This is a genomic window from Deltaproteobacteria bacterium PRO3, from assembly GCA_030263375.1.
Taxonomy (GTDB): Bacteria; UBA10199; UBA10199; order DSSB01; family DSSB01; genus DSSB01.
Genome location: SZOV01000003.1, coordinates 63,229 through 76,269 on the forward strand (window position 1 = coordinate 63,229; position 13,041 = coordinate 76,269).

General features: G+C 62.2%; 11 protein-coding genes. 1 reads left to right on the forward strand and 10 read right to left on the reverse strand.

All coding sequences use genetic code 11. The features are described 5' to 3' along the window. Positions 1-21 precede the first annotated feature (21 nt). From FBR05_01165 to FBR05_01185, 5 genes are all read right to left on the reverse strand, one after another. Positions 22-357, reverse strand: coding sequence for a cyclic nucleotide-binding domain-containing protein (locus tag FBR05_01165; protein MDL1870796.1), 336 nt, complete (start codon positions 355-357; stop codon positions 22-24). Between the two features lie 84 nt (positions 358-441). Beyond that, positions 442-1,158 (reverse strand): Crp/Fnr family transcriptional regulator, encoded by a 717-nt coding sequence (locus FBR05_01170; GenBank protein ID MDL1870797.1) that lies wholly within the window; start codon positions 1,156-1,158, stop codon positions 442-444. A gap of 50 nt (positions 1,159-1,208) precedes the next feature. Then, positions 1,209-2,588: a radical SAM protein gene (locus tag FBR05_01175; protein ID MDL1870798.1), complete on the reverse strand. Its 1,380-nt coding sequence runs from the start codon at positions 2,586-2,588 to the stop codon at positions 1,209-1,211. Continuing rightward, the gene (locus tag FBR05_01180; GenBank protein ID MDL1870799.1) at positions 2,392-2,850 is read right to left on the reverse strand and encodes a pyridoxamine 5'-phosphate oxidase family protein; all 459 of its coding nucleotides are present in this window, start codon (positions 2,848-2,850) and stop codon (positions 2,392-2,394) included. The genes FBR05_01175 and FBR05_01180 overlap by 197 nt, the downstream gene beginning before the upstream one ends. Then, the gene (locus FBR05_01185) at positions 2,847-3,257 is read right to left on the reverse strand and encodes a zinc-binding protein (GenBank protein ID MDL1870800.1); all 411 of its coding nucleotides are present in this window, start codon (positions 3,255-3,257) and stop codon (positions 2,847-2,849) included. Before FBR05_01185 ends, FBR05_01180 begins: the two co-directional genes overlap by 4 nt. A gap of 166 nt (positions 3,258-3,423) precedes the next feature. Here FBR05_01185 and FBR05_01190 point away from each other — a divergent pair, with 166 nt between their 5' ends. Beyond that, positions 3,424-5,682, forward strand: a complete 2,259-nt coding sequence (locus FBR05_01190; GenBank protein MDL1870801.1) for a tetratricopeptide repeat protein — start codon at positions 3,424-3,426, stop codon at positions 5,680-5,682. 7 nt (positions 5,683-5,689) lie between these two features. Here the strand turns inward: FBR05_01190 and FBR05_01195 are convergent, their stop codons facing one another. The 5 genes from FBR05_01195 to FBR05_01215 are packed head-to-tail and all read right to left on the reverse strand — an operon-like array spanning position 5,690 to position 12,863. Next, positions 5,690-6,622 carry a HEAT repeat domain-containing protein gene (locus FBR05_01195; protein ID MDL1870802.1) on the reverse strand — a complete coding sequence of 311 codons (933 nt, stop codon included), beginning with the start codon at positions 6,620-6,622 and terminating at the stop codon, positions 5,690-5,692. Positions 6,623-6,655: 33 nt separating this feature from the next. Beyond that, positions 6,656-8,098 carry an arylsulfatase gene (locus tag FBR05_01200; protein ID MDL1870803.1) on the reverse strand — a complete coding sequence of 481 codons (1,443 nt, stop codon included), beginning with the start codon at positions 8,096-8,098 and terminating at the stop codon, positions 6,656-6,658. A 45-nt stretch (positions 8,099-8,143) separates the two neighbouring features. After that, entirely contained in the window at positions 8,144-9,094 is a 951-nt protein-coding gene (locus tag FBR05_01205; protein MDL1870804.1) for a transporter, read from the reverse strand. Positions 9,095-9,104: 10 nt separating this feature from the next. Then, positions 9,105-11,573, reverse strand: coding sequence for an arylsulfatase (locus FBR05_01210; GenBank protein ID MDL1870805.1), 2,469 nt, complete (start codon positions 11,571-11,573; stop codon positions 9,105-9,107). A gap of 27 nt (positions 11,574-11,600) precedes the next feature. Continuing rightward, positions 11,601-12,863 carry a hypothetical protein gene (locus FBR05_01215; protein ID MDL1870806.1) on the reverse strand — a complete coding sequence of 421 codons (1,263 nt, stop codon included), beginning with the start codon at positions 12,861-12,863 and terminating at the stop codon, positions 11,601-11,603. Between the last annotated feature and the right edge of the window lie 178 nt (positions 12,864-13,041).

Genomic DNA, 13,041 nt, shown 5'->3' on the forward strand with positions numbered 1-13,041 from the left:
CATGCCCCGACATGACGGGGATCATCCGATAAGGCCCTTGAACAGGGCTTCCAAACGGCTTTTGGAGATAAAAACGACCTCGCAATCCTCGGCCGCCACGCCGGTGCAACAAAAAGGCGAGCCGGAAAACACATGGGAAATGCCGAAGATCTTGCCTTGGGGGGCGGACCAGGATTCGGCGGCGCAGATCTCGCCGGCGCTGGACAGCTCCACCCGGCCGCTGCGGACTAAAAAAACGCCATAGGGCAGATGCCCTTCGTAAAAAAGCACCTGGCCGCGGTGAAAATTAAGCTGCTGGCCCTGCGCGAGGGCCTGATTCCATTGGGATTCGCTGAGCGAGGAAAAGTCCTTCTCCATTGCGGAGAAGATAAAGGAAGGCGTTCAAGGCCCCAATGACCCCGGACAGAGGGGGACCTGATCTAGATCAGGTGGGAGAAAATTTTATTCGATTTCGGCGGCTTCGAGCAGGGATTGGGGGTTGAGGATGGTGATGCAGCGCTCCTGGACCGAGATCCACCCGCCCTTCTTGAACTCGGAGAGCAGGCGGATCGCCGTCTCTTGGGTCACGCCGATCATCTCGGCCATCTCCTCGCGGGAGAGCTCGAGGTGGATCTGCACGCCCTTCTTGGCGGGCTTGCCGTAAGTCTGCTGGAGCATCACCAGCAGCTCGGCCATGCGCTGCCGCACGGGACGCTGCGCGATGCTGGTCGCGAGGTCCTCCGCGCTGCGCAGCTCGACGGAGAGCTTGCGCAGCAGGTCGAAGGCGAAGCGGGGATTTTCGCCGATGACCGAGAAGAAGGCCGCGCGATCGATGCAGCAGATGGTCGAGTCCTCCAAGGCCTCCGCGGTGGCGTGATAGGGCTCTTCGGCGAAAAGCGAGCGGTAGCCGAGGATGTCCCCGGGTCCGCAAATGCGGACGATCTGGCGCCGGCCGTCGATCCCAGTCTTGTAGAGCTTCACACGCCCCGAGTACACGCCGTAGAGCCCGAAGGCCTGGTTCCCCTCGTAGAAGATGATCTGGCCCTTGAGGTAGCGGTTGGAGGTCTTGTGGTTGTTCAATTTTTCCAGGGCCTCGTGGTCGAGGTTGCAGAGCACGCCCATGGATCGGGATTGGCACTCGGTACAGGAGGGGGCGGGCTTGGAGTTGGGAGGAGGCATTCTAATAAGTCTATGAAAGCATTCGAGCAAAGTCAATGTAAGCCCTCGCGCTAATTGCCGGCAGTGTCCCCCAGAGGCCAGGGCAAGGCCGCTCCCCCGGGGATGGAATCGATCCAAACCCGGCGAAATTCCTTATCCTGCATGCGGCAGGCCTTGGCCCGGCAGCGATAAGGGGGGCTGGCGGTCATGCGCCGCCACAGCGCCTCGAGGCCTTCCTCGGGGAAATGTCCCACGGTCAGGGGCGTGAAATCGCAGGGGCACATCTCACCGCCCGCGCCGAGGTAAAATTGGGTGTTGGCCGCGAAGCAGAAGGCGCCGCCCTCCCCGCTCGTCAGCAGGGATTGGGCGGAGATGCCCGGGTAATCGCCTTTCACTCGATACGAGGCCACAAGTCGCCGAATGAGGTTCCGGTCTGCCGGGCGCAACAGGCAGTCCTCGCGGTGCAACCAGGGACCGCTGGGGATGGCGTCGAAAAAAGTGACTTCGTTCACGTCCAGCTCGCGCCCCAGCTCCATCATCTCTTCAAATATCCCCGCCGCAAGACGCGCCGGGCTCAAGTAAGAGGAGATGCCAACCAAATAACCTCGGCTTCGCCAGCTGCTAATACCCGCGACAGCCCTTTCAAAGAGGCCGGAACGCCTGCGCAGCCGATCGTGCTCTTCCGCGCGCACCGAATCGAGCGAGACGAAGGCGCCCATCAGGCCCTGCTCCGGCAAGGCCTCCGCCCAAGGCTCACTTAGGTATTCGCCGTTGGTGAAGAGAATCGCCTGCGCCCGTTTCGGATCGACCGACCGCAACAGCTCTCCCAAATCCCGCCGCAAGAGCGGCTCCCCACCCAGGAAGATGATCTGAGTGGCCCCCAAGCGCAGGGTCTGCGCGATCGCCTCGCGCCACTCCCCGGTGGAGAGCTCGCGTTGGCGGCTGCGGTTATAATAGAGGGCCGAGCAGTGCTCGCAGCGGCATTGGCAGGCACGATTCACGGCCAGGGTCGCGACGGCGGGGATGCGCGCCCCGGCGAAGCGGCGCCGCAGCCGCATTTGCAGGGAGCGCCGGCCGGCCTCGGAGGCGGGCGGCGTCTGATACAGGGAATAGACCGGCGAGCCCCGGTAAAAGCCGATCGGGCGGCGCCCGGAGAGCTTGAACAGGTAATTCGAGAGGTAATCCCTAAACTCCACGGGCAAAGGAAGGCCCTCGCGCAGCTCGAGGCGGCCCTCCGCGTAGTCCACGCGAAAATCAAAGTCCGGAAGGTCCGTCGCCGCCGTCTCCACGGGGGAAGCTCCATTCGAGGCGATGGCCGAAGCCCTCGCGGTTGTCGATCCAGCGCGCCCGCGCGACGCGGAATTCCCAGAGGTGAGACAGAACGTCTCCCGGGAGATAATTGCCGGCCTCCGCAAAGCGCGCGAGGTAGCGCAGCAGGCAGGCCGTCGCATCCCGCGGCGCCGCGACGCACCCCCACAGCTGGGCCCCGCGGATTTCCCTCGGCTCGGCGCCGGCAAAGGCGACGGAGACAGCAGCGCGGGGATCGCGGAGGACCTCCTGGATATGCCGGGTCTCGCGGGCGGAGAGGAAGATCAGGCGGAAGGGTCGGGGATCCAAGGCATAGAACAGGGGCGCGACGTGAGGCCCCTCTCCCCCCGCCGTGGCCAAGTGCATCGCCCGATGCTCGGCCAAAAAGGCGAAGAGCTCCTTCACGCCCCGACCTCCGCGAGCAGCGCTTCCAAATCCGCGACGATCTTCCGGTACAGCGTCTCGGCTTGGACGGGGTCATAGTCCTCGTGGAATTTCTTCGCCACCCCCATCCGGCTCAAGTCCCAGCGCCGGTCACAGCGCAGCCCTTCCCGTTCCAGGCAATGCCGGACGCAGGCCAGCGGACAGCCGTCCAGGGCGAGCACGAGATCGGCGACGCGGCCCTTGCGGAGCAGCGATTCGACGCCGCCCCCGATCCCGGCGATGCAGGACATCTCCGCTCGGCCCTCGCGGTCGAGCTTAAGCGCGATCGCGTTCGCCATCTGCGCGGCGGAGGAGCAGCCGGAGCAGCTGTAGACGAGGATGCTTCGAGGGCGGGACGGCGAAAGCTTTGGGGGCCCGGGGGGATTCATGGTTTCATTGGAGAACAAGGAAGGCAAAGAAGCCAATGACGAAAGTCAAACTTGAAGAAAAAGGGCGGAACCCGCCGTGGCCGGCGGATTGACCCCGTGAATCCATGCAGAGATGGACTTTGCCAGCTTCCTGGAAAACTAATGACGTAGGCCGATTATCTCGGCTATGAAAGCTGGAGTGAAGAAGTCCCCACGCTCCCATATTTTTTCGGCCTTGATCGGAGCGGGGGCCCTCTGGGCATGCCTGGGATGGGCTTGCTCGCGCCAGCAAGAATCGCCCACGCCAGAAACCGCCCCCCAGACCCTGTCCGACTCGCTTTCCTCCGCCTCGCAGATCCCCTCCCCCGAGGCCCAGCAATGCGCCCGATGCCACCGCGAGGCCTACGACTCTTGGCTGACCTCGCAGCACGCCTGGGCCAATCGCCGGCTCGATCCCGCCAAAGACGGAGCGGCCTTCGCCAAAGAGACATCCCTGTCCATCGGCGCCTCGCGCTTCCAAGTCACCCGCGTCAAGGGCCGGCCGGCGCTCGTCTGGAGCGAGGCCGAGGGGCAAGAGCGCCTGTTTTTCCCAGAGGCCGTCATCGGCGTCGCGCCGCTTTGGCAATACCTGGTCCCGGCTCCGGGCGGGCGCTGGCAGGTCTTTCCGCTGGCCTGGGACCCCGCCGCCCGGGAATGGTTTCACGTCTTCGGCGAGGAGGCCCGCGATCCCCAGGAGTGGGGCCACTGGTTCAACCGGGGCAACAACTGGAACTCACAATGCGCCTCCTGCCACATGACCGGCTTCGAAAAGGGCTATGACCCCCAAACCGACGCCTACCACAGCCGTTGGCGGGGCATGGGCGTCTCCTGCCTTCAATGCCACGGCGAGAAGAAAGGGCATCCCGAGGCGGCGGGAACCGACGAAAACAAGGCCGCGGCGAAGACTCCGGGCCGGGCGCAAGACACCTGCGCCTCCTGCCATTCCCGGCGCGAGGAGCTGACGGGCCGTTTTCATCCCGGCGAATCCTTCGAGGACCATTACCGGCTCGTCCTGGCCGATCAAGAAGGGGTGTATTATCCCGACGGCCAGGTCCGGCAGGAAAATTTCGAATATGGGTCCCTCCTGATGAGCCGGATGGGCCTGAAGGGTATCACCTGTTTGGATTGCCACAATCCCCATTCGGGAAAACTCCTTCTTCCCGTGGAAAACAACGCCCTCTGCCTCTCCTGCCACCAGACGCCGGGACAACGCGGCGCCGTTCCCATCGAGCCCCTGGCCCACAGCCGCCATCCCGCGGGCAGCAAGGGCAGTCTTTGCATCGAATGCCATATGCCGGTGACCAAATACATGATTCGCGATCCCCGGCGCGATCATGGCTTTACCATTCCCGATCCCCTGCTCACGAAGGAATTGGGCGTGCCCAATGCCTGCAACCGCTGCCACTCCGACCGCTCGACCGAGTGGGCGGTGGAGTGGACCCGGAAGTGGTTTGGCTCCAAGATGGATCGCCCCAGCCGCCGTCGTGCCCGAGCGATTGCCCGCGCCCACAACGGTGATGCCGGTGTGGTCTCGGAATTAATCGCCCTCCTCGAGCAGGAAGAAAACCCCGCGTGGCGCGCGGTCTTGCTTTCCCTCCTCTCGCCCTGGTCCCAAGACCCGCGGGTGCGGAAACATTTACAAGGCGCCCTGCGGTCGGACCATCCCTTGGTGCGCTCCGCAGCCCTGCGCTCTTTGCGGGAGGCTCCCGAATTTTCTGAAGAAACGGCCTCCCTTCAGGACGACCCCAGCCGTCTGGTTCGAGTGGATGCCCTTTGGAGTTCCGTCGTTCAAGGCAAGACTCCGGGCTCGGGGCTGCCGGAGCTGGTGCGGTATCTTGAGGAAAATGCCGACCAACCGCCGGGGGCCCTCAAGCAGGCCCAGTTCCTCTTGGCCAGGGGAGAAAAAGACAAGGCGGAACTCTGGATCCGCAAGGCCGCGGATTGGGACCGGAGTTCGGCCTACGCCCAATTCATGAAGGGCCGGGTGCTCAATCTCCTGGGGAAAAACATGGAAGCCCTGGGGGCCTTTCAAGAGGCGCAACGCTTGGAGCCGGAAAACGCCGATTACGCCTATAGCCTCGGGCTTTTGAACGCGGAACTCAATCGTAGCCGTGAAGCCCTGGAACTCCTAAAAAAGACCGTTCAATTGGATCCCTCGTTCGGCCGCGCCTGGTATAACCTGGGTCTCGCCTACGCCCAGTCCGGCGACGTGGAGCCGGCCCTGCGGGCCTTGGCGAAGGCCGAAATCCTGTTGGCCGATTCGCCGGAGCCGGCGTACGCCATCGGGACGATCGTCCTGCAGCGCGGAGACAAGGCCAAGGCGGAAGAAGCCCTGGGCAGAGCCTTGGCAAGAAATCCCCAGTTTTCTCCAGCGCTGGAGTTGATGTCGAGGATTTCTCAACCGTAAACCGCGGTCAGCGTCCGGACATTTTCCGCGGGGAATTCTTCGGCGAGTTCCCCGGGGTCGGCTGCGACTCCGCCGCCTTGGCTTCCTCCTCCACCTTTTCCAGTCTCAGGTAGGCAACCGCCGCTCGGTAACGGACCTTGTCCTCTTTGTCATCCAGAAGGGGGATCAGCGCCGCCTTGGCGGAAGGATCATTCCGCAATGCCAAGGCATGGACCGCGGAGGCACGCACCACCGCGTCTTTATCCTTCAATGCCTCGACCAAGGCCTCCCGCGTTTCGGAATCGCGACCCGTCGCAAAGGCGAGGGCGGAAAGCGAGCGACCCGAGACACCGGGATCCTTGCTGAGCGCTTGCATGGAACTCACCCCCATGGCAAGCCCGGGAACCGGGGCGAAACGAATCCCCATTCGGAACAGGAAGGCGAAAAATCTCTTTTTCGTCTTGAACGCCCCCATCGCTTCCCGTTTCTCCGCGGAAAAGAAGCCCGCTCCGGTCTTCTTTTGCCCCTCCAGGACCTCCAACAAGGCTTCCTTCCCCAAGGGATCGTCCAGGCTGTAAAGGGCCTGGGCCGCGCAAAAGCCGATCTCGATGATCGGATCCGCCAACAATTTTTTGAGAAGAAGAATGCTCTCCGGCGATTTGAGCGAGGCCAAGCTGGTGCAGACCGCCATGCGAACCTCATGGTCCTTGTCCACCGCGGCCCTGCCCAGATATTCGAATACCTTCGGCCGCGCCCCGCCCAGGCTCGCCGCGTCCACAATCATGCGTCGTTGGTCCACATTGCCGGCCATCGCCCCGTCGATGATTTGCCAAGCCCTGGCCGAAGGGTCCGCTGCCGGCGTCACCTGCGCTCCGGTCTCCGGAGAAGCCGCGGGAAGATCGGGAGAAACACTGGCCGCCCACGTCAGGGCGAGGGCTGTAAAAAGGATTCGTCGATACATGGGGCCTCCTATCAATTCTTTTCTTTTATTGGATCAAGGTTCCATCTGGTAAGCCTGGTCATCGCGGGGAAGTGCCACTGTCTCGGTCAGGGCGCTCCAGGATTTTTGGAAGGCCTCGAGCAGGAACAGCGGCTTGGCGCTCTCGGCGGCCAGGACCTCGATGCGCCTCTGCAATTCCTGGACCTTGGCCGGCTGCTGGGCGGCGAGGTTGTTTTTCTCTGCGGGATCCTGGGCGATGTTGAAGAGCTCGATCTTGCCGGGCAGGATACTGCGCCATACGAGCTTCCAGTCCCCCTGGCGGACGGCGCCGCGAAAAGGCTCGATGCCATAGACCACCTCTTGACGCGGGGAGGGCTTTCCTTCGCTGATCGCCGACCAGACATTCATGCCGTCGAGGGGCTTGTTTTTCCCCAAAGGGGCTCCGGCCAATTTCAGCAAGGTAGGATACATGTCCACGATGTGGATCGGCTGTTCCACCACGCTCCCTGCCTGGATTTTTCCGGGCCAATTGGCCAGCGCCACGACGCGCGTGCCTCCTTCGTAAAGCGTGGCCTTTCCCTCTCGGTACGGCCCGTTGTTCGCCGGAATGGATCCGCCGGAGGTGTCCACCTCCCCGGTGACTTTCGCGGAGCGAGGCCCCCCGTTGTCGCTTTGAAAGACGATCAGGGTATTCTCGCGCATCCCTTTCTTTTCCAGCGATTCGACCACCCTGCCGATTTCATCGTCCATGGCAGTGATCATCGCCGAATAGGCGCGAAGGTTGGGGTCCGTGATATTTTTATATTTGTCGAGGTATTCCTGAGGAGCCTGATAAGGCGCGTGAGGCGCCGTGAAGGTCAAATATAGAAAGAGTGGATTTTTTGCATCATGGTTCTCGATCCACTTGGCGGCGTCCTGACCGAGAAGCGTGGTAGCATACCCGGTTTCTACCACGGCCTGATTGTCCCGAAACCAGTCGCGTGTTCCATGGGCGGAGTGGGTAAAATAATCGATCTCGCCCAAGAGCGGTCCGTATTGGTAATCGAAGCCTCTTTGCCGCGGCCAAAACTCCTTTTTGGCATGACCCAGGTGCCACTTGCCCACGATAGCCGTCCGGTAACCCGCTTGCTTGAGGGCCTGGGGCAGGATCCATTCGTCGGTGGGGAGCCCATATTGTCCCGCCGAAGGAATGACAGCAGTCTGCAATCCATAGCGGTTGGGATACCGGCCCGTCATCAAGGCGGCGCGCGAGGGGGTGCACATCGGCTGGGCGTAGAACTGCTCGAGCCGGGCGCCTCCCTGGGCAAGCTTGTCGAGGTTGGGCGTCTTGATATCCGAGCCATGGAAGCCGACGTCCTTCCATCCCAAGTCATCGGCCAAGATGTAGACGATGTTGGGAGCGCGGGAGGCCTGGCCCTGCGCCTCCGCGGGACGGCTGCCCATGCCGCCGGCCAGGATGAATACGGCGAGGAAAAAGGGGAAACGATATGAGTTCATAAATGGCCCTCCCGAGGAGTTTTCGCGCGATGCCCGTGAAAGATTTCAATTGAAGATAAAGCCGAACTTAAACCAGACGTAATGCCCTTGGAGGCGATTCTTGACCTCGATCTCCGGGATCCACTTGGCCTCCATGGCAAAGAGGACTTTTTTATCGAGGGGACGCAGCAGGGAGATCACCGGCCCCAAACCGAAGGTGCGGCCCTTAAAACCGCCCAGCCTAGCGCCCGTGCCGCCGTCGCCGGTGATTTGCTGGAACACGTAGCCCGTGCCGCCAACAGCAAAGCCGTTCTTGAAACGCTTATCTACGGTAAAGTCGAGGTAGAACTCATGGCCGGACTGATAATCGGTCGCATTGTTTTCGGTGTTGAAGTTGAAACCCAGGAAGGTGACCGCCTCTAAGCCGGATTCGCGGTCATTGTACTGGAATCCGAACAAGGGATTGAAGGTCCAATAATTCTTCCCCAAATTCGCCAGGCGGCCGACCTCGTAGGCGCCCGAAGGCGCGTAAATGCCCAAGGAACCCAGGTAGTGGAAATTTCCCTTTTTCCAAAACATCGTGAAGGGGGAAAAATAGATATCTCCCAGCCCAGAGCGCGAATCCGAGGTGGCTACCCCGCCCCCGGCACCACCCAGGACGCTAGCATCCACGTCCAAGGAAAGTACCGGGATACTCACCGTGAATGCGTATTGGCCACCCAATACTTTCTTAGGCAGGTCGTATTGAAAGGTAGGCAACCAACCGACATAATTGGCTGACAAGTCCGCGGTCAAAAGACCTGCAATGGGAAACTGACGCGACACGGAGGCCGAACCGAAATATCCGGGCGTGCTGCTCAAGACGTTGTAAGGAAGACCGGAAGGAAAATCGATGAACGAGGCCATTGCCCCCGGTACATAGTGACTGCTGCCGCCCTCGCTGGCATCGGAGGCCGCGGAGGAAAGGAGCGTTAGGACGAGGGCTGCATTGCGAAGCAGGATCTTAAATGTGGGCATTTGGTTTCCTTTACTCGGTCGCTCTCCGGACTAGCTCCTGTTTATTTTTTACGGCCCGCTCGGCCGAGGGATTGGCGTCGCGCACCTCGACCGTCAGCTTGGGGATGCTTCCCGAAAATTTCGATTGGCGCTCGGCGCCCACGGCCTCGACCACCGGCGTGCCGAGATCGATGCCGACGTCGGCCGTCTCGTCGGCCGAAAATAGGAAGGGTTGGGTGCGTTCGATCCTGCCTTCCGCGACTTTCTCCCCATTGACGAAGAGCGTCCCGGTTCCACCTTTGCCCAATCCGCCGCCGTCATAGGCGAAATCGAACTTGAGGGTCGCCTTGCCGGCAGGGATTGCCCGGGGAGAGGCGATCGTCGTCCGGCCCATTCCGAGGAAGTTATAGTCGTAGGCCGGCTTCCCGTCCTTCATGTAGAGCGACCAGCCGCCGAAGCGCCCGCCCTGAGCGATCAATGTTCCATTCCCTCCGTTCGCGGGGATTTCGACCTCGGCGGTCAGCGTCTTCGACTTGTTTTTCACGTTGAGGAAGACGTTTTCCTGCATCCCGGCCATCCCCTCGGCGAGGGTCAGCGAGGTCCGGCCGGCCATGAGATCCGGACGCCCGACCATCGCGGCGACGGCTCGCTCCAGGCTGCGGTCGTCGATCGGCAAGACTTGGTTCTTTTCGGCCTCTTTCAGGAACAGGGCCTGCATCTCCTTGAGCTTCTCCGGTTGCTTCGCGGCCAAATTGTTGGCCAGGCTGAAGTCCGACCTCACGTCGTAGAGCTCCCACACGTCCTCTTCGAGGGTATGCCGCGGCTTTTCCGCCCAGGGCTCGCGATGGACGGTGCCCGCAAGCCACCCGTCGTGGTAGATGGCGCGGTTGCCGAAGATCTCGAAATACTGGGTGAGATGGCGATCGGGGGCCTTGGCGTCGTCGAAGGCATAGCGCATGCTGACTCCCTGCATGGGGATTTGCGGGGTGCCGTTGACGACCTTGGGCTCGGGCAGGCTGGCGGCCTCGAGCAGCGTGGGGGCCACGTCGATCACGTGATGGAACTGGCTTCTCACCTCGCCCTTGGCCTGGATCCCCTTCGGCCAGCGGATCGCCATCCCGTTGCGCGTACCGCCGAAGCTGGAAGCGACTTGCTTGGTCCATGTAAAGGGGGTGTCGAAAGCCACCGCCCAACCCGCGGCCATGTGGGGATAGGTGTCGGGGGATCCCCACTTGTCGAGCAGCTTCAACAGCTCCGGGATGGTCTCGGGGACGGAGTTGAAATAGGTGTACTCGTTGAACATGCCGACCATGCCGCCCTCGGCGCTGGTTCCGTTGTCTCCGGCAATATAGATGAAGAGGGTGTTGTCGAGCTCGCCGGTCTCCTCCAAGGCGCTCACCAGGCGACCGATCTCATGGTCGGTCATCTCGGCAAAGGCCGCGTAGACCTCGGCCTGGCGCGTGAAGACCTTTTTCTCGTCGGGGCTCAGCTTGTCCCAGTCTTTGATGGCCTGGGGCTTGGGGGCCAAGGGGGTCCCCTTCGGCACCACGCCCAGGGCGATCTGCCGTGCCAGGGTCTCCTCGCGCAGCTTGTCCCAGCCTTGGTCGAATTTTCCCTTCCAGCGGGCGATCCACTCCTGGGGCACGTGGTGCGGCGCATGCGTCGCGCCCGGCGCGAAATACATGAAAAAGGGCTTCTCCGGCGTCAATGCGTGCTGGAGCTTCATCCAGGCGACGGCCTTGTCGGTCATATCGGTCATGAAGTGGTATTTGGGGTCCTCCGGCAACTCAACGCGCACGACCCCGTCGTAGAGCAGCGGCGCCCATTGGTTGGTCTCGCCGCCGAGGAATCCATAAAACTTGTCGAAGCCGCCGCCCACGGTGGGCCAACGCTGGAAGGCCCCCGAGACGCTGGTCTCCCAGGTCGCCAGTTCATGCCACTTGCCGAAGGCGCCCGTGCTGTAGCCGTTCAAGCGCAGCATCTCCGCCACCGGCGCGACGGTATTGGGGATTTGTCCGGTCTGCCCCGGGAAGGCGGTCGCCATCTCGGTGATCGAGCCCATGTTGTTGACGTGGTGGTTGCGGCCCGATTTCAGCGCAGCGCGCGTCGGGGAGCAGAGCGCGGTGGTATGGAAGTTGTTGAAACGCAGGCCTTCGCCGGCGATGCGGTCCATCGTCGGCATCGGGACCGGCCCGCCGAAGGTGCTCGGCACCCCGAAGCCCATGTCGTCGATCAGGACGATCACGATGTTCGGCGCTCCCTTCGGGGCCTTCACCTCGCGCCAAGGCGGCGGCTTCGCTTGGCGCACGTCCAGCTCGGTGTACTCGGGCGGCGGCGGCATTTGCACGGGGAGGACCTTGCGGTCGGGCTCCCATTCGGCGTTCGCGGCCTGCTGCGGCGGCGACGCCTGTTTGGTATTTTCCGATTTGCAGGAAAGAAAGGAAACGGCCGCGAAGAGCAAAAATCCCCCGCCCACAGCCCGAGCCCAAAGATCACGCATAACCGCCTCCCTCCAAGCGTGCATTATTTAGCGCCGTCCGCGAAATCCACCTCCGCCGCCCCCACCGCGAAACCCTCCGCCGCCGCCTCCACCAAAGCCCCCTCCTCCAAAATCGCGCGTGCCGCCGGAAAATCCGCCGCGATCGAAGCCCGATTGGCTCAGGCGCGCGCCGCCGCTGCGCTGATAGGCGTCGAAATCCTGCACGCGCCGATTGCCCAGGTCGCGATTCGCGGAATCCCGGTCTAAACGGTTTTGCACGTCCGGATTCACCTGGGAGGCCTGGCGGTTGGAGAGATCCCGCTGGGAGGCGCCTAGACTTGAGGGGGCTTGTCCGCCGCTTCGCTTCTGCGCCTGCTGCGAAAGCTGCTCCTGTCGTTGCGAGGCAGAGGTCGAGCTTAACTGGGAGGACTTGTTCCCGCCGACGTTGTTCCAGCTTCCGTTGTCATATTTTTGCCAGCCGTCGTCCGTCTTGCGATAGACGTTGCCGTCGCGGCCGGCGTAGAGATCGTCTCCCTTCGCGACAAAGCCTTGGTTGCCCGCGGAAGTTTGGTAGCCGGCCACGCCCTTGCCGCCGTCGCTGTAATGCCCGGTCTGCACCCACTTGTCGTCGCGCTGCACGACCGAGCTTCCCCAATTGGCATAGGCATTGGACCCTTGCCGCGTGGCCGCGTAGGTATTGGTCCAAGGATTGTAGGCCTGGGCGTAGCCTCGCGCCTGATAGGGGCCGTAAACCGCGGCGCCGCGCACGTAGGTCCCGGTGACCGGATTATAGGCGGCGCCATAGCCGACGCCGCCGTAAGGCCCGTAATAAGCGCCGTAGCGTCCATAAGACCCGGTCCAGGGATTATAGTAGGCGCCGACCCCATAGGAATAAGGACGCGGGTAATACCAGGCCCCGTAGACATAGGGAGGGTAATACCAACCGGTTCCGTAGGCGAGCGTCGCCCCGAGGGCCGTGCCGACGACGAAGGCGCCGAGGTAGCCGGCGGTATAGCCATAGGTCACCGAATCGTCGTCGGCTTCATAGACCTTCACGTAGGTCACGTTGTAGACCGGGGAACTGGGCGGGATGTCGTAGATCTCCGGCGGGATCTTGTCCGCCACCGTCCAGGGCCCCGTCGCGCTGTCCGCGACAAACCAAACCCCGTCCTTCACCAAATAATATTTATTTTTATACTCGAGGACCTGACTGCCCGTGTTGGCCGCGTACTGGAGGGAGGTGCCGGGGATGGGCGCGGTAAGCGCGGAGGTCGCGCCAGCGGCAAGCGTGTATGCGAAGACGATTTTCATTTACCGGTTCATGAAATAGACGATGGCAAATGCGGCAACAGCGATCGCGAAACACAGGACGACCGAGATGATCGCATACGAAAAGATCCTGGAGCCTTTATCCTCTTCGATGGCGGATGATTTTTGAGGGGAAAGAAAAGGTTTTGAGCCAACTTGTTGGGGACGGTTTGGCGGCGGG